The following is a 15976-nucleotide window of genomic DNA, read 5'->3' as shown; positions in this document are numbered from 1 at the left end:
TTTCCTTGGTTGACCCGTCTCGTGCCGCCCCGGGAATGCACGGCGTTTCAATCTATCCGCCCTGCGCCTGCGCTTTTCCTGACATAGCCCAGCCCCGGTATATGGCGCCCCCCGGTCGACTCGGATGCCCTGGCCCTCCATATGCTCCGGATTGTCACCCGCCCCGCCCCTTGTCCTGTCGTGCGCCTGCCCTCGCAGGTCGCCCGTCGCCCAGCCCCGCCCGGGTCAGATCCGCGTCTCGGGTCAAGACGTATGCGCTCGGGACAGCGCTGACCTCCGGCCGGGGAGATAGGTGGCCCCGCGCTGCACTCATACAAGACACCCTCGTCTTCGCCCAATCACCAGCCCGCTCTGCAGCCGGGGCCCAAAAGCGGATGGGTCTCCCCCTCCCGCTTTTGGGCCCCGTGCCGTCGGGTTCAGAACTCCTTCCAGCTCACATCCCGGTCGGAGGACCGACGGGTGGGCGTCTCGCCCCCTGCTGCGGCCTGGGCGGCCGGCTTGGCTGCGAGGCCGCCCCCGTCGCGGCTGCGCCGGCGCGGGCCGGCCGGCGCCGGCATATCGACGCGAAACCGTGCAGAAGCTTCGACCAGCGCATTGGCCTCGGAGGTCAGGGCATGGCTGGCTGCCGTGGTTTCCTCGAACATCGCCGCGTTTTGCTGGGTGACCTGGTCCAGGTCGTTGACCGCCGCGTTGATCTCGTTCAGCCCGGTGGCCTGTTCGCGGGCCGAGGCCGCGATGGAGGCGACCCGTTTCGAAATGTCGACAACCGAGGTCACGATTTCCCCAAGGGCGTCACCGGTGCGGTCCACCAGATCGACGCCGGATTTCACGTGTCCCCCAGAAGCCGAGATCAACTGGTTGATCTCCCGGGCCGCCTCGGAAGAGCGTTGCGCCAGGGCGCGCACCTCGGTGGCCACGACGGCGAACCCTCGCCCGGCGTCGCCCGCGCGCGCCGCCTCAACGCCCGCATTCAAGGCCAGCAGGTTGGTCTGGAAGGCAATGTCATCGATCACGCTGGTGATCTTGGAAATCTCCTTCGACGAAGACTTGATGGCATCCATTGCCTCGACCGCCTGGCGCGCAACCGCGCCGCCGGTCTCGGCCTTGCCCTGCGCAGTCGCGGCGATCTGGCTGGCCTGGTCGGCGCCCGCCGCAGCGGATTTGACCGAGGCGGTCAACTCGTCCAGCGCGGCCGCGGTCTGTTCCAGCGTGGCGGCCTGTTTCTCGGTCCGCTGGGCCAGGTCATCGGCGGCATTGCTGATCTCGCCCGCCTCGCCGCTGATCGAATTGGCGTTCTGCACCACTGCGCCCATGGCCTCATGCAGGGCTTCCACCGCCTGATTGAAATTGCTGCGCAGCTGTTCGTACTCGGGGCGGAAGGGCTGTCGGATGGAGGAGGTCAGATCCCCATCGGCCAGTTTCCGCAGCCCCACCTTCAGCGCATCCACCACCAGTTGCTGCTGTTCCGAGGTCTCGCGCCGCTCCCGTTCGGCCTCGCGCATGGACACGTGGCTTTGCGTGATGTCAGAACCGATGAACACCATCCGCTCGATCTCTCCGTTGCGGTCGATCAGCGGGCTGACGCTGCCCTCCACGTAGACCTCGCCCTGACCGCGTCCCAGCTTGAATTTCCCGCTCAGCGCCTCGCCCTTATGCAGTTTTTCACGGGACTCGGCGCGTTCCGCCTCGGACACGTCGATCCGGTGCAGAAGGTCCGGTCCGAGGACACCCTGCAGATCCGCCAAGGCCAGGCCGCAAAGATCAAGGAACCGGGCATTGCAGGTGGTCAGCCTCTGGGCGCTGTCGAAATCCACCCGAAGCTGATGCCGGTCGATGGCCTTCAGCACCGCCTCGTTCAGCTTCTCGCTGGAGATATCTTTCAGTTCGAGAACGTAGCCGATCGGCGTCCCCTCATCATCGTCGACCCGGTCGATGTAGACCGAGATCAGCGCCTCGCCCCACCGAAGATCGAGCGTGCAGGGCACGGCCTTTTGCCCGTTGCGGATATCCGTCAGCGGTGCCCCCAGGCCCGGCAGGCGACCGGCGGGATGTTCGGCCAGCTTGGCCGGATCGAAGCCGGGCCAGCTGTTGCGGATCGCGGGGGCACAAGACATCAGCAGGCGTTCGCAAGCCGGGTTGGCAAAGGCGATGGCCTGATCATTGTCCAGCAGGACCAGTGCCGAGCCGGAGTTGCTGACCCCCGCGCTCTTGAAGGCATTCTCCGTCTGGGTGGCGCGGGCCGCGCGCAGGTTGTCGCGGAACCGCTCCAGCCGGCGGGCGATGCGCCCGATCTCGTCGCCGCGGTTGCCACCGGACACCTTGACCTCCAGATCCCCCAAGGCGACCTGGTTCATCTGATCCGCCACAAGCTGCAACGGACGCGACAGATTGCGATAGAACAGCACCGCCGCCAGCAGAAGGGCCATGGCGAAGACCACCAGGGAGAAGATGGCCGAGCTCAGCCAGTCGCGCCGGGCCTGGGCAATGCGGGGGTCGGCTGTCCATTGGGTGACGAGGGCCCCAACAGGCTCACCCTGACCGCCATAGAGCGCTGGATAGGCCCAGAGGCCCGCCGCTTCATCGGCCAGCGCCGTGCCCCCCTCCATGGCGGCACGGCCTAGCGCGGTGGCCGCCACCATGTCGAACCCGTCGCCCCCGACCGAGGCGAGAGACGTGCCATCGGCCCGCAACGCGAGCGCGCCCAGCACATCCTCTCCCAGGTTCGTGGCGAAGTCGTCAAGGACAGGCTGCGCCGCCTCGGGGCGACCGAACTTGATCGCCCCCGCCAGACTGGTGCTCATCCCCTTCGTCGCCTCGACCGCCCGGATGCCGGTCCAGTCGCGAATGCTCTGGGTCATGTGGCGCATCCCCATCAGCTGGGAGGTCAGCACCACCAGCAGGATGCACAGGGCCACGATCGCCGTGGCCCGAAAGAAAGAGGTCCGGTGGAAGGCGATTGGCTGCGGCGTCGCCGGCCCGGCACCTGCGGGGTCGTGTTTGCGGCCTGTCATACTGTCCAGCTCCGTTGGCGGTCGGCGCCGCGTTTCAGTACAGAAGCTCTGCGTTCAGGCCGACGGTCACGGCGCCGATCACCTCCTTGCTGTCGGGGTCCATCACCGAGATGGACACCTGACCCTGGTAGGACTGGGTGGATTCATCCAGTTCCACGTCGCCCACATGCACAGCCCCGGCGCCGACCAGGTAGGTCTGCTGGAACTTCGCCTCGTCCCCCTGCCAGTAGTCGGACGTCGGCCCTGTCGCGGCGACGTTCAGCCCGTGGGCATCCATCAGGAAGATCTCGGTGATGGCACCCAGCGACTCCGCCATCTGCGCGCTGAGATAGGCCGAGGCCGGTTTGTTCAGCACCGCCTCCACCAGTGGCTGATTGGCGCTTCCGACCTCGGCCTGCCACTGGGCATCCAGCGCGTCGATCTCCGCCTGGGTGATGTCGGGATGCGCGGCGTTCTGGGCCCGGATCGCATCGATCACGACCCCGTCGAAGACCCACAGCAGGACCTCGCTTTCGAGGTAGTCGCGCATGGACGCCTCGTAGGGATTGGCCTGGGCGGCAGGCACGGCGGTCGTGGCGGCAAGCGCCAGCGCAAGAGTGGCATGGAGGGCATTCATCGGCTTTCCCCGGTCTGGTTGGAATTGCCGGCGGACCTTGGAACAAAAGACTTGCCGGGGCCTTAATGCCCAAGCGATCCCGCGCCAGCCTGCCCATTGTGTTTAGCTAAAATGCGGCTCAGTCCGGGCGCGCGGCGCGATCAGCCCAGCAGGTCCAGCACTGTGAAGGCCAGCGCCGAAACGAGGCCGGCGGCCGGCAGGGTGACCAGCCAGGCGGCGATGATCGTCATGAAATGCGAGCGCCGCACCAGGCGGCGGCGGCGCCGTTCCTCCAGCGGGAAGGTGCGGCCCTCGGCCTTTTCCCGGGCGGCCTTGTCGGCACGGCGATCGTTCAGGCGCGACACCCATTCGCGGTAGAACCCGACACCGAAGACACCGCCGATGGTCACATGGGTCGAACTGACGGGCAGGCCCAGCGAGGAGGCCAGCAGCACCGTCACCGCCGCCGCCAGCGCGATGCAGAAGGCGCGCGGCGGGTTCAGGCGGGTGATCTCGCGCCCGACCAGCCGGATCAGCCGCGGACCAAAGAGGATCAGGCCCATGGAAATGCCCCCCGCCCCGATCAGCGTGACCCACAGCGGCAGCGGCACGACCGCCTCCAGCCCGCCGGCGCGCTGCGCCTCCACCAGAGCCGCCAGCGGCGCCACGGCGTTGGCGACATCGTTGGCCCCGTGGGCGAAAGACAGAAGCGCGGCGGCGCAGATCAGCGGCAGGCGGAACAGCGGTTTCAGCGCCGAACGGCGGTTTTCCAGCCCGCGCGACTGACGCCCGATCACCGGGATGGCGACCAGCCAGGCCACCAGGCCCACGGCCAGCCCCAGGGCCACCGTCACCGGCTGCGACAGGGACGCCGACAGGAACCACGGCGGGGCCTTCTGCAACAGGTAGGCGGTGAAGGCCGCCGCCATCACCCCCAGCAGGACCGGCACCCAGCGGCGCGCCGCCGCGATCTTGTCGGGCACGTAGAGGATGCGCCAGCGGACGAAGCCGAGGATCCCCGCCGCCGTCAGCGCGCCCATCAGCGGCGACAGCACCCAGCCCCCTGCAATCAGGCCCAGGGTCTGCCACTGGACCGCCCCCAGCCCCGCCGCCGCGCCCCCGGCGCCCAGCATGCCGCCCACCACCGCCTGGGTGGTGGACACGGGCGCGCGCAGCCAGGTCGCCAGGTTGACCCAGAGCGCGGCACCCAGAAGCGCCGCGATCATCGCAAGGGGGAAGCTGGCGACGGACGACACCACGCCGGGATCCAGGATGCCGCGCGACACCGTCTCGATCACGTCATGGCCGGCGATCAGCGCGCCCGCGCTTTCAAAGACGGCGGCCAGGGCAATGGCCCCGGCCATGGGCAGCGCCCCCGCCCCCACGGCCGGGCCCATGTTGTTGGCCACGTCATTGGCGCCGATGTTCAGCGCCATGTAGGCGCCCAGGGCGGCGGCAGCGACCACGGCGATGCTCGACGGCCCCTGCCCGGTCAGACCGGCGGCCAGCAGCATGGCCAGCACGATGAAGGCCAGGGCCACCCCGGCCATGAGCAAGGGACGCGACTGGTGCATGGCGCCTGCCTCCAGCAGCGACAGCCGGTCCAGGTCGCGGTCGAGCGTCCCCCACTCGGGCCGGTTGGGACCCGCGCGACGCCCGGCGAGGCGCTTCAACGGTCCCTTCACTCGGCCAGGTCCTCCGCCTGTTCCGCGAAGGCGGCCAGCAGCTCCGACAGCTCGGGCTCATCCACGGCGGCAGCGGCCTCCTCCGGCGTCATCCAGACGCGGCGGCGCTGCCCCTTCTCTGGGTAGTCCTCCAGCAGACTGGGCACGGGGATGGCAAAAACCTCGACCCGCGTGGGCACCGGAAGGCCGCCATCCAACCGCTTGTCATAGCTGTAGAACCCGACGGAGCGCGGCCGGCCGGCCGGCTTGATCCCGGCCTCTTCCCAGGCTTCCTCCAGCGCGGTGCCGCCGGCGTCATGGCCCCGCTTCGGCCAGCCCTTGGGCAGCACCCAGCGACCGGTATCGCGCGAGGTGATCAGCAGGATGCGCAGGTCCGCGCCCTGGCCACGATGGCACAGCGCCGCGACTTGAAACCGCGCGGGCCGCCCCAGCAGGGGCCTGACGTAGGATTTCCAGAACGGACCGAGCATCACTCACCGAAATTGACGCGAGCACGCGCGCGAGTTTCCTGGCCCGTTGACGCAATGTCCGAAGGGCCGACGAAGGCGCTTCCTAGCAGAAACAGACGCGGATTGGCAACATTCCTGCGGCCCGCCGCGGATCACAGAAGCTTTTGTGCCGTTTCCCGCAGCATCCCGGCAGAGGCCCGCAGCGCCGTCGCCTCGGCGAAGGACAGGTGCGGGATCAGCGTCTCGGCCACGCCCGCGCGGCCGACCACGCGGGGCAGCGACAGGGTGACGTCGTGGATGCCCTCGATCTCGCTCACCCGGGCGGAGACGGTCATCACCGCGCGCTGGTCGTCGCGGATCGCCTGGACGATGCGCGCCAGCCCGGCGCCGATGCCGTACCAGGTGGCGCCCTTGCCCTCGATGATGCGATAGGCGGCGCGGCGCACCTTCTGGTCCACCTCCTGGCGTACCGCATCGGTGATCGGCGCCCCCACCTGATCGGCGAAATCGGTCAGCGTCTCGCAGCCCGACCGGGCCGAGGACCAGGCCAGCACCTCGCTGTCGCCATGTTCGCCCAGCACATAGGCATGGACCGATTGCGCGGCGACGTTCAGGTGCTGCCCCAGCAGGTAGCGGAACCGCGCGGTATCGAGGATCGTGCCCGAGCCGAAGACCCGCGCCGCCGGAAGGCCGGAGGCCTGAAGCGCCACCTCGGTCATGATGTCGACGGGGTTCGAGGCGATCAGCAGGATGGCGTCGCGGGCCACGCGGTTGGTTTCCGCGATAACGTCGCCGAAAACCGCAGCGTTGCGGCCCAGCAGGCTCATCCGGTCCTCACCGGGCTTCTGCGGCACGCCGGCGGCGATGATGATGACCTCCGCCCCCTCCAGCGCGTCGTAACCGCCCGCCCGCACCCGGGTCGGCTGGGCGAAGGGCACCGCATGGGCGATGTCCTCGGCCTGGGCCTGAGCCAGGTCGGGGTTGTGATCCACCAGGACGATCTCGCTGGCCACGCCGCGCAGCACCAGGGCGAAGCCCACCGAGGATCCCACCATGCCCGCACCGACAATGCCTACCTTCATCCGCTCGCCCCCTGATCTCCGCTTCAAGCGAACGCACCCTGAGGATACGTCCGGTGTCAGCCTAGGCAGATCACGCGCCGGTTGCACGGGAGATCCGCGCCCCGACGCCCATGGCGCTGCGTCCCGCCGCCGAAGCGCCCCCTTCGTGGGCAGCGCCACGGTCACGGCGTATCCGGCATGCCCACCCCGCGCCCAGGCGCGGCCCACCGGGCCCCATCTTGACAGCCCCCGGCCCGCGTGGTCCATCTGAAGGACATTTCCAGACCCTCCGGGCGCCATTCCGCGCCCCCAAGACCCCAAAAGGACGGCCTTCCCCTGGCCGGACCGAGATGCCGGATCGAGAACAACCGCATATGCTGCGCCGTCGCAATGCCGGGGCGGAGCTTCGCAAGAAGGTCGTGCTGGCCGAACTGGCACGTCCGCGCACCCAGACCGAGCTACAGCGCCGCCTCGGCATGAGCCGCAGCGGCACCCTGCACCTGCTGCGCCGGATGGAGGCCCAGGGGCTGGTGCGTGCCGCCGAACGTATCGGTGGCACGCAGATCTGGGAACGGCGCAAGGGCGCCTGAGGGCCGACGGCGCGGCAGGGAAGCGGAAAACGCGGAACGTGGTACGGGCGACGGGACTCGAACCCGTAAGCCTTTTCAGGCGCAAGATTTTAAGTCTCGTGCGTCTACCATTCCGCCACGCCCGCCGACCACGTTCGACAGCTTTGGCACAGCTTCGCGCGCAGTTCAAACCCTGACCGTCACAGCCCCCGACGCAACCGTCCGCGCGTCCGGCCCAACGTCCCGGGGTGGTCACGGCGATTTGCGCTTGACCTGCCGGGCCCCTCGGACCAGCTATTGGCCATGTTTCCCCTGCGCGATCACAACCCGTCGGGCCGCACGGCCTATGTCACCTACCTGCTGATCGCGGCCAATGTGCTGGTCTTCTTCAGCTATGTCGGCCTGATGGGCGATCCCCAGGCGATCAATGCCTTCTTCGGCAGCTACGCGATGATCCCGGCGCGGGTCAGCTCCGGCGACGGGGCGGCGACGCTGCTAACCTCGATGTTCCTGCATGGCGGCTTCATGCACCTGGCGGGCAACATGCTGTTCCTGTGGATCTTCGGCGACAACCTGGAAGACGAGATGGGCCACCTGGGCTTCCTCGGCTTCTACCTGGCGTCCGGGCTGGGCGCCGGCCTGGCACATCTGATCTCGGCCCCGGATTCGGTGGTGCCCACGGTGGGAGCCTCGGGGGCGATCGCCGGGGTGATGGGGGGCTACCTGCTCCTCTATCCGCGCGCCAAGGTCGACATCCTGATCATCATCATCTTCTTCTTCAAGGTGATCCCGGTGCCGGCCTGGCTGATGCTGGGCTTCTGGTTCGTCACCCAGCTGTTCAACGGCGTGGGCGCCGATCCGACCACCGGCGGCGTGGCCTACTGGGCCCATGCGGGCGGCTTCGTGATCGGGCTGGTGCTGACCCTGCCGGTCTTCTTCAAGCGCGGCGGCCCGCGCTACTGGAACGTCAACCACGGTCGCCCGCCAAACCCCGAGGCGCAGTACAGCTTCACCCGCTCCTCTGTCCCGCGCGTGGCGCGCGGCCAGCGCAAACGCCGCGACAGCGCCCCGGGCCCCGCCGCCCCGCGTCCGGGGCGCAGCGTGATCCCCCGCGCCGGCCGGTCCCGGCGCAAGCCCCCGAGCGATCCCTGGGTCTGACCCAGGCGCGGACCCGCGTCCCGGACATCGTCCCGGGGGCGAAATTCAGCAACGAAAGTGTGGAGCTCCGGGACCCAAAGGGTCCACGCCGCTCTGCGCCCCGCCCCTCCCACAGGCGCCCCACCCCAGCCCATCCTGAAGCTGAAAATACTCTGGGGGTGAATGGAGCCGGCACGGCTCCAGAGGGGGCAAAGCACCCTCCCCCTGCCCGCTAGACAACCTCCGGGAAAACAGCCCCAAGAAAAAAGGCGCCACCCAAAGGGTCGCGCCTTGCCTGATCCAGCGATCCGCCGCGTCTCAGGCGTCGCGGATGACCTTGGAGAATTTCTCGAACAACGCCTCGTTGGCGGTGATCATCGCGCCGTCGGACAGGATGTCGCCCTCGGGGTCCATCGGCTCGACAAAGGCGCCGGCCTCGCGCAGGATCACCAGGCCCGCGGCCAGGTCCCAGGGCTTCAGCCCGCGTTCCCAGAATCCGTCGTAGCGGCCCGCGGCCACATAGGCCAGGTCGAGCGAGGCCGCGCCCCAGCGACGCACGCCGGCGCAGGCGGGCATCAGCCGCGCCAGGTCCTTCAGCGTGGCCGGCAGGTGGCGGCTGTTGGCGAAGGGCACGCCGGTGGCGAAAACCGCCTCGATCATCCGCATCCGGCCCGAGGCGCGGATCCGCATGTCGTTCATCCAGGCGCCCTCGCCCTTCTCGGCCATGAACATCTCGTCCTTGGCCGGATCGTAGATGACGCCGGCAACGATCTGGCCCTTGTGTTCCAGCGCGATGGAAATCGCCCAGTGCGGCAGCCCGTGGAGGAAGTTGGTGGTGCCGTCCAGCGGATCGACGATCCAGCGTCGGGTCGGGTCCTCGCCCTCTTCCTCGCCGCCTTCTTCGGCCAGCCAGCCGTAGTTGGGGCGCGCGCCCATCAGCTCTTCCTTCAGGATCGCCTCGGCGGCAATGTCGGCCCGGCTGACGAAATCGCCCGCGCCCTTGACCGATACCTGCAGGTTCTCCACCTCGCGGAAATCCTTCACGAGGGAGCGGCCCGCCTTGCGGGCGGCTTTCATCATGATGTTGAGGTTGGCGCTGAAGGACATGGGGCTGGCTCCTGTGTTCGAGTGGCGCGTATAGACGTCGCAGGCCCACTTGCCAAGGGCCTGCGGCGCCCCGGCCGGATCAGCCTGCGCGGACGGCCCCGCGGCCTGTCGCTCGACCCGTCTCCCGGCCACTCTCGCTTTGCAGCTTCACCGCCTCGGTGCGGGCCAGCCGGGCGAAATGGGCCATGTAGGGTTTCTGCGCGTCCTCACTGCGGCAGGCGGCATACATGCGTCGGCTCATCTTCCCGTCGCCGATGGGTCGGGTGACGTAATCGGGGTGATAGCGGATCTCGCGCATCACCCAGTCGGGCAGCACCGCCACCCCGCGCCCCGAGGCCACCAACAGCAGGATCACCTCGGTCAGCTCGACCTTGCGATGCGCCGCCGGCTCCACCCCGGCCGGTCCCAGCAGCATCTTGTAGACGTCCAGCCGCGACCGCTCGACCGGGTAGGTCAGCAGGGTCTCCCCCGCCAGGTCCTCGGCGGTGATCAGGCTCTTGGCGGCCAGCGGATGGCTGGCGGCGGCCACGAAGACCGGCGAATAGTCGAAGAGCGGCGCAAAGGTGATCCCCGGCAGGTCCTCCGGATCGGAGGTGATGACCACGTCGACCTGCTCGCGCTCCAGCGCCTCCATGGCGTTGAAGGCAAGGCCGGGGCGGATGTCGACGTCGACCTCGGCCCAGGCCCGGCGAAACAGCTCCAGCACCGGCAGCAGCCAGTCGTAGCAGGCGTGGCATTCCAGCGTGATGTGCAGACGCCCTGCACTGCCGTCGCGCAGCTGGTCGAACTCCGCCTCCAGCGCCTCGACCTCCTCCAGCACCCGCTCGGCCACCCGCAGCATGCGCAGGCCGGCCGCCGACAGGCGCATCGGCTTGGTGCGCCGCACGAAGAGCTCCATCCCCGCCTGCGCCTCCAGCCCCTTGATCTGATGGCTCAGGGCGCTCTGGGTGATGTGCAGGCTTTCGGCGGCCTTCTGCAGCCCCCCGGTCTCATGAATGGCCCGGATCGTCCGCAGATGTCTCAGCTCCAGGTGCATATGCTGTGCGCCTCATGATTATCGTGAGAATTATGAAGTTGTCTCATTTCGCCTGCGCAGCGACAAGGGGAAACCTTTCATCAGGAGTGAATCATGTCCGTGCCCGCCGTTTCCTTCGAATTCTTCCCGCCGAAGAACCTCGAGGCCTCGTTCCGTCTCTGGGACACCGTGCAGGTCCTGGCCCCGCTCATGCCGCGCTTCGTCTCCGTCACCTATGGCGCCGGCGGCACCACGCGCGAGCTGACCCGCGACGCGGTCGGCACGCTGCACAAGAACACCGGGCTGAACGTCGCCGCCCACCTGACCTGCGTGAACGCCACGCGCGAGGAGACGATGCAGATCGTCGAGGGTTTCGCCACCGCCGGCGTCACCGACATCGTGGCCCTGCGCGGCGACCCGCCCAAGGGCGAGGGGCAGTTCACCCCCACCCCGGGCGGTTTCGCCAACTCGGTCGAGCTGATCGAGGCGCTCTCGGCCACGGGGCAGTTCACCCTGCGCGTCGGCGCCTATCCGGAAAAACACCCCGAGGCGGCCGACCAGGGCGCCGACGTGGACTGGCTGAAGCGCAAGCTGGACGCCGGCGCGTCGGAGGCGCTGACCCAGTTCTTCTTCGAGCCGGAGACCTTCCTGCGTTTCCGCGACCGCTGTGCTGCCGCCGGCATCACCGCGCCTATCGTGCCCGGCATCCTGCCGATCGAGAACTGGAAGGGCCTGCGCCGCTTCGCCGAGGCCTGCGGCACCGCGATCCCCACCTGGCTGGATGACGCCTTCGGCAAGGCCATTCGCGACGACCGCCAGGACCTGCTGGCCACGGCGCTCTGCACCGAGATGTGCGAGACGCTGATGAGCGAGGGCGTGGACAAGCTGCACTTCTACACGCTGAACAAGCCCGAGCTGACCCGCGATGTCTGCCACGCCATCGGCGTGACGCCGCGCACCAAGCTGGAAAAGGTCGCGTGAGCGTGCCGCGCCAGCGGCACACACCCTCTCCGACGCCCGGATCGAAAGGTCCGGGCGTTTGGCCCTCCGACCACCCGAAATGTCCGCGATGCAGTTGCGACATCCGCAAGGCGGGACTAGGCTGCCGGCAGGAGGAGAGACCATGACAGAGCAGACCGTCCCGCAGCGCGCGGCCATGACGGGGCTGGACGCCCTGCGATCCATCATCGACGGGCGCCGCGACGGGCCTTCGATCGGCCAGGTGCTCAACTTCCGCCTTACCTCGGCCGAGGAAGGCAAGGTGATCTTCGACGGCACGCCCCTGCCCGACTTCGCCAACCCTGCCGGAACCGTCCACGGTGGCTGGTACGGCACGATCCTGGACAGCTGCATGACCTGCGCCGTGCTGTCGCGCCTGCCTGCCGGGCGCGGCTGTACCACGCTGGAGTTCAAGGTCAACGTGCTGCGCCCGATCCCCTATGGCATGGCCGTGCGCGCCACGGGCCGCACCCAGCACGTGGGCCGGTCGACCGGCGTTGCCGTCGGAGAGTTGACGGGCATCGAGGACGGCAAGCTCTACGCCACCGGCTCCACCACCTGCGCCGTGCTGCCGCTGCCGCCGGGCGCCTCCTTCTGAAGCCACCTGCCCGGCCCCGCCCGCGCGCGGGAGTATTTGCGACAAGGTGAAGACAGGGGATGACGCTCTGCCGCCATGGTGCGAGGGCGGGGACGGCAGAACCCTCCTTTTGCAAAAGGCGGGCACCCCAGTGGCCTCCCGGCGCGCGCCCTTGCCTCGCGGGCGCCCCCCTCCCCCTCTTCACCTCGGAAAAAATACTCACCGGCGCGCCGCAGGCAGCCTGGCGCGTCCTCAGTGCGGATGTGCCAGCTGCGCATTGGTCGGATAGGTCCCCCGGGCCAGCGCGCTGTCGTGCAGCCGCTCGGACGGGTCGGCGCCCACCACCCGCGGCTTGCGCAGCCAGAAGAGCTTGGCGAAGCCGCGCCATTGCCCGACCGACGGTGCGTGAATGTCCATGGGGAAGCGGTCGCGCCAGCCGTGCGGCAACGGCAGGCCCCGGAACTCCGCCTGGCCCAGCATCCACACGAGCGGCAGGTTCGCCAGCGGTCGCGCCTCCTGAAAATCGCCCAACTGGCCGCCCACGTCGCCGTGGGTGCCCGGGAACCAGACCTGTTCCAGCCGCCCCCGCCAGGACGGATCGCTTTCCCACAGCACCGGGGCGTAGACCTGCCGGGTCTCCTCCAGTGCCAGCGCGTGGAAGCCCGACTTCACGCAATGGGACAGCTCGTGGTTGTGGAAGGCGTGTTTCACCTCGGCCAGCTTCCAGACGAACGGCAGGCGCAAGCCGAGGCTTTTGACCGTGTCGAAGGCACCGATCATCTCCACCTCCACATGGGGGTGGCATTCGCGTTCGTGGAAGGCGTCGATGACCACCTGGTCGTGGCTGTCCTGGTAAAGCCGGTAGGCTTGGCGGATGTTGCGTTCGGTGGCGCGCGGCGCGCGTACCAGCCCGACGCGGTCGATCACCCCCGCGAGCGAGCGCACCGCATAGGCGCCCCGCGAGTAGCCGAAGAGGAAAATCCGGTCACCAGGCCGGTAGCGCGAGGCGAGATAGCCATAGGCACCGCGGATCTTGCGGTTGATGCCCCGTCCCAGCAGCACGTCCATCGTGCTGCGCCAGCTGTCCCACTGCACCCCGGCCTCGTAGTAGACCGACAGGCCGGTGCCCGACATCTCGTTCACCAGCTTGTAGACCAGCCCGGCGTTCGTCTCCTGCCCTGGCAGAAGCGAAGACATGGTGCCGTCGAGGATCACCACATGGGTGACAGGCTGCCGGTTCAGTCGCGCCGGCGCACGCCGGCGACGTTGCAGCCACCCGCCCGGCCACAGCCGGGCGACCAGGCGTTCAAGCGGCGGCTTCACGGTCTTTCGCCGCCTCCCTCAGCAGGGTCCAGACCCGTTGCGGGGTGAAGGGCATGTCGGCCCGTGCCACGCCCGCGCCCGACAACGCATCCATCACAGCATTGGCGGTCGCGGCCATGGATCCCACGGTGCCCGCCTCGCCGCAGCCTTTCATACCCATGGGATTCTGGGTCGAGGGCACGGGTTCGGTCGAGAAACCGATCATCGGCACATCGCCCGCCCGCGGCATGGCGTAGTCCATGAAGCTGGCGGTCAGCAGCTGGCCGTCCTCGTCGTAGGTGACGTTTTCCATCAGCGCCTGGCCCACGCCCTGCACGACACCGCCGTGCACCTGGCCCTCGGCCAGCATCGGGTTGATCAGATTGCCGAAATCATCGACCACCGTGTATCGCTCCAGCCGCACCTGGCCGGTTTCGGGATCGACCTCCACCTCGGCCACATGGGCGCCGTTCGGATAGGACCGCCCCGGCAGCTTGGCCTTTTCCTCATGCACCAGAAGATCGCTGCGCCCGGCCTCGCGGGCCATCTCGGCCACGTCCATCATGGTCGGCGCGGCGTTGGACCCCTTGATGCGGAAGCTCTCGTCGTCGAAGCTGACGTCGCCCGGGTCGACATCCATCTTCTCGGCCAGGAAGCCCGCGAAGGCCTCGGTCATGGCGCCGGTCACGGCCAGCGTCGCGTTCGACTGGGTGGTGACCGAACGCGACCCGCCCGTGCCCCCGCCCGTGGCGATACGGTCACTGTCGCCCTGGATCACGCGGATCGCCTCCATCGGGATGCCGGTCTGGTCGGCCAGGAAGCGGGCGTAGACCGTTTCATGCCCCTGCCCGTTGGACTGGGTGCCGACATAGATGCTGACCGTGTCGTCGTCGTTGAATTCCACCTTCGCCGCCTCCGAGGGATCCCCTAGGATGGACTCGATGTAATAACAAAGTCCTTGCCCGCGCAGCTTGCCCGCGGCTTCCGAGGCGGCGCGCCGCTCGGCAAAGCCCGCCCGGTCGGCGGCCTGGGCCACGGCATCCAGGAGCCGGGGGAAATCACCCACGTCATAGCTTTCGCCCGTGGCGGTGGTGTAGGGGAACTGGTCCCCCTTGATGAAGTTCTTGCGCCGCAACTCCCACGGGTCCAGCCCCAGATCGCGGGCGGCGTAGTCCATGGCGCGTTCCAGCAGGTAGATCGCCTCGGGGCGGCCGGCGCCGCGATAGGCGTCCGTCTGCGTGGTGTTGGAATAGAAGCCCTCGGCCTCCAGCAACGCCGCCTTGATGTCATAGACCCCGGTCAGCACGCGGGCGAAGAGATGCGTCTGGATCATCTGGCCGAAGTTGGAGTTGTAGGCGCCCAGGTTGTAGCGGGTCTTCACGTGGTAAGCGGTGATGCGGTGATCGGCATCGAAGCCGAGCGCAACCTCATGGGTCAGATCCCGCGCGCCGTTGTCGGACAACATCGACTCGGTGCGATCTGCGGTCCAGCGCACCGGCGCGCCCAGCTCGCGCGCGGCGAAGGCGCAGAGGACGTATTCGGGGTAGGTCTTGGCCTTCATGCCGAAGCCCCCGCCGACATCGGGGTGCGTCACCCGCACCTGACCCTCGTCCAGCCCGAAGAGCCCCGCCAGTTCCTTCTTGGCGCCCCAGACGCCCTGACCGCCGAAGCACAGGTGCACGCGGTCGCCCTGCCACTCGGCGTAGCAGCCGCGCGGCTCCATCGAGACGACCATGACGCGGTTGTCGGCCACCTCGGCACGGACCACGTGGGCGGAGGCGGCCAGCGCGGCTTCGACGGCCTCGGCATCGCCTGTGGCATAGTCCACGGCCCGGTTGCCGGGCACGTTCTCATGCACATCAGCCACATGCGGGGCGAGGAAGCCCTGCACGGGCAGGTCGTCGTAGTCCAGTTCGATCAGCTCGGCTGCGTCCTTCGCCGCCTCGGGCGTCTCCGCTACGATCAGGGCCACGGCCTCGCCCACGAAACGCAACTTGTCCTCGGCCAAGAGCGGATGACGTACATCCGCGCCCTTGGAGCCGTCGCGATTGGGGGCCTGCGACGCGGCCAACCCGCCGGTCAGCCCGGCGGCGTGCAGATCGGCGGAGGAGACGACGAGGCGCACCCCCTCGACCTCGCGCGCGGCGTCGAGATCCAGCGCGGTGATCCTGCCGTGCGCCACGGGCGAGCGGAAGATATGGGCGAACAGCGATCCCTCGGGCGCCACGTCATCCACGTAGCCGCCGTGGCCGGTGACGAACCGCACGTCCTCGACCCGTTTGACCGGTTGGCTTCGACCGAACTTTTCCATGCTGCGCTCCCTCGGTGGTCCTTGCCCAGACACTAGCCTCTCGCCGCGCATAGTCCATCCCCGCCCCCAGGATTTCTGCCCTGCGGCATGGCCTTGCTTCGGGGCTGGGCGTGGGGCTGGCAGAGGAAAGGACAAGGGCGGCGCTGCCTCGCGGCCGG

The 15976-nt window shown here is 68.6% G+C and carries 13 protein-coding genes and 1 tRNA gene; 4 read left to right on the top strand and 10 right to left on the bottom strand.

Annotated elements, in window-relative coordinates; all coding sequences use genetic code 11:
- Window positions 1–416: 416 nt before the first annotated feature.
- The 5 genes from CVM50_RS04080 to CVM50_RS04060 form a co-directional block, all read right to left on the bottom strand.
- Window positions 417–3011, bottom strand: coding sequence for a methyl-accepting chemotaxis protein (locus tag CVM50_RS04080; protein ID WP_085885991.1), 2595 nt, complete (start codon window positions 3009–3011; stop codon window positions 417–419).
- Between the two features lie 34 nt (window positions 3012–3045).
- Window positions 3046–3627 (bottom strand): hypothetical protein, encoded by a 582-nt coding sequence (locus CVM50_RS04075; protein ID WP_085885992.1) that lies wholly within the window; start codon window positions 3625–3627, stop codon window positions 3046–3048.
- Window positions 3628–3767: 140 nt separating this feature from the next.
- A complete protein-coding gene (locus tag CVM50_RS04070; protein WP_232618144.1) occupies window positions 3768–5291 on the bottom strand; it encodes an inorganic phosphate transporter in 1524 nt (507 codons plus the stop codon).
- Window positions 5288–5761 carry an NUDIX hydrolase gene (locus tag CVM50_RS04065; RefSeq protein WP_085886605.1) on the bottom strand — a complete coding sequence of 158 codons (474 nt, stop codon included), beginning with the start codon at window positions 5759–5761 and terminating at the stop codon, window positions 5288–5290. Before CVM50_RS04065 ends, CVM50_RS04070 begins: the two co-directional genes overlap by 4 nt.
- Before the next feature lie 131 nt (window positions 5762–5892).
- Window positions 5893–6822, bottom strand: a complete 930-nt coding sequence (locus tag CVM50_RS04060) for an L-lactate dehydrogenase (protein ID WP_085885993.1) — start codon at window positions 6820–6822, stop codon at window positions 5893–5895.
- A gap of 353 nt (window positions 6823–7175) precedes the next feature.
- Here CVM50_RS04060 and CVM50_RS04055 point away from each other — a divergent pair, with 353 nt between their 5' ends.
- Window positions 7176–7391 carry a MarR family transcriptional regulator gene (locus CVM50_RS04055; RefSeq protein WP_157792125.1) on the top strand — a complete coding sequence of 72 codons (216 nt, stop codon included), beginning with the start codon at window positions 7176–7178 and terminating at the stop codon, window positions 7389–7391.
- A 39-nt stretch (window positions 7392–7430) separates the two neighbouring features.
- Here CVM50_RS04055 and CVM50_RS04050 read toward each other — a convergent pair.
- Window positions 7431–7516 (bottom strand) — tRNA-Leu (locus CVM50_RS04050).
- A 157-nt stretch (window positions 7517–7673) separates the two neighbouring features.
- Between CVM50_RS04050 and CVM50_RS04045 the strand changes: the two genes are divergently transcribed.
- The gene (locus tag CVM50_RS04045; protein WP_085885995.1) at window positions 7674–8528 is read left to right on the top strand and encodes a rhomboid family intramembrane serine protease; all 855 of its coding nucleotides are present in this window, start codon (window positions 7674–7676) and stop codon (window positions 8526–8528) included.
- Between the two features lie 297 nt (window positions 8529–8825).
- On the opposite strand, the gene CVM50_RS04040 is transcribed toward CVM50_RS04045, so the two are convergent.
- Together CVM50_RS04040 and CVM50_RS04035 are read right to left on the bottom strand one after the other, a co-directional pair.
- Window positions 8826–9614, bottom strand: coding sequence for an inositol monophosphatase family protein (locus CVM50_RS04040; RefSeq protein ID WP_085885996.1), 789 nt, complete (start codon window positions 9612–9614; stop codon window positions 8826–8828).
- A gap of 79 nt (window positions 9615–9693) precedes the next feature.
- Window positions 9694–10650: a LysR family transcriptional regulator gene (locus CVM50_RS04035; RefSeq protein WP_085885997.1), complete on the bottom strand. Its 957-nt coding sequence runs from the start codon at window positions 10648–10650 to the stop codon at window positions 9694–9696.
- Between the two features lie 93 nt (window positions 10651–10743).
- On the opposite strand from CVM50_RS04035, the gene metF reads away from it, so the two are divergent.
- Both metF and CVM50_RS04025 read left to right on the top strand, forming a co-directional pair.
- The gene (metF, locus tag CVM50_RS04030; RefSeq protein ID WP_085885998.1) at window positions 10744–11610 is read left to right on the top strand and encodes a methylenetetrahydrofolate reductase [NAD(P)H]; all 867 of its coding nucleotides are present in this window, start codon (window positions 10744–10746) and stop codon (window positions 11608–11610) included.
- 142 nt (window positions 11611–11752) lie between these two features.
- Entirely contained in the window at window positions 11753–12226 is a 474-nt protein-coding gene (locus CVM50_RS04025; protein WP_085885999.1) for a PaaI family thioesterase, read from the top strand.
- A gap of 231 nt (window positions 12227–12457) precedes the next feature.
- Here the strand turns inward: CVM50_RS04025 and CVM50_RS04020 are convergent, their stop codons facing one another.
- Both CVM50_RS04020 and CVM50_RS04015 read right to left on the bottom strand, forming a co-directional pair.
- The gene (locus CVM50_RS04020; protein WP_085886000.1) at window positions 12458–13528 is read right to left on the bottom strand and encodes a DUF2235 domain-containing protein; all 1071 of its coding nucleotides are present in this window, start codon (window positions 13526–13528) and stop codon (window positions 12458–12460) included.
- On the bottom strand, window positions 13512–15818 hold the full coding sequence (locus CVM50_RS04015) for a xanthine dehydrogenase family protein molybdopterin-binding subunit (protein WP_085886001.1): 2307 nt from the start codon (window positions 15816–15818) through the stop codon (window positions 13512–13514). Before CVM50_RS04015 ends, CVM50_RS04020 begins: the two co-directional genes overlap by 17 nt.
- Window positions 15819–15976 lie beyond the last annotated feature (158 nt).

It is taken from the genome of Pseudooceanicola marinus, assembly GCF_002786295.1.
GTDB lineage: Bacteria > Pseudomonadota > Alphaproteobacteria > Rhodobacterales > Rhodobacteraceae > Pseudooceanicola > Pseudooceanicola marinus.
Note: the sequence above shows the minus strand (reverse complement) of the source record. Positions and strands in the feature narration are given on the sequence as shown.

What these genes read in the sequence shown, in the direction of transcription:
- CVM50_RS04080 (WP_085885991.1), bottom strand. Translation starts at nt 3,011, where the DNA reads ATGACAGGCCGCAAACACGACCCCGCAGGTGCCGGGCCGGCGACGCCG.
- CVM50_RS04075 (WP_085885992.1), bottom strand. Translation starts at nt 3,627, where the DNA reads ATGAATGCCCTCCATGCCACTCTTGCGCTGGCGCTTGCCGCCACGACC.
- CVM50_RS04065 (WP_085886605.1), bottom strand. Translation starts at nt 5,761, where the DNA reads ATGCTCGGTCCGTTCTGGAAATCCTACGTCAGGCCCCTGCTGGGGCGG.
- CVM50_RS04060 (WP_085885993.1), bottom strand. Translation starts at nt 6,822, where the DNA reads ATGAAGGTAGGCATTGTCGGTGCGGGCATGGTGGGATCCTCGGTGGGC.
- CVM50_RS04055 (WP_157792125.1), top strand. Translation starts at nt 7,176, where the DNA reads ATGCTGCGCCGTCGCAATGCCGGGGCGGAGCTTCGCAAGAAGGTCGTG.
- CVM50_RS04045 (WP_085885995.1), top strand. Translation starts at nt 7,674, where the DNA reads ATGTTTCCCCTGCGCGATCACAACCCGTCGGGCCGCACGGCCTATGTC.
- CVM50_RS04040 (WP_085885996.1), bottom strand. Translation starts at nt 9,614, where the DNA reads ATGTCCTTCAGCGCCAACCTCAACATCATGATGAAAGCCGCCCGCAAG.
- CVM50_RS04035 (WP_085885997.1), bottom strand. Translation starts at nt 10,650, where the DNA reads ATGCACCTGGAGCTGAGACATCTGCGGACGATCCGGGCCATTCATGAG.
- metF (WP_085885998.1), top strand. Translation starts at nt 10,744, where the DNA reads ATGTCCGTGCCCGCCGTTTCCTTCGAATTCTTCCCGCCGAAGAACCTC.
- CVM50_RS04025 (WP_085885999.1), top strand. Translation starts at nt 11,753, where the DNA reads ATGACAGAGCAGACCGTCCCGCAGCGCGCGGCCATGACGGGGCTGGAC.
- CVM50_RS04015 (WP_085886001.1), bottom strand. Translation starts at nt 15,818, where the DNA reads ATGGAAAAGTTCGGTCGAAGCCAACCGGTCAAACGGGTCGAGGACGTG.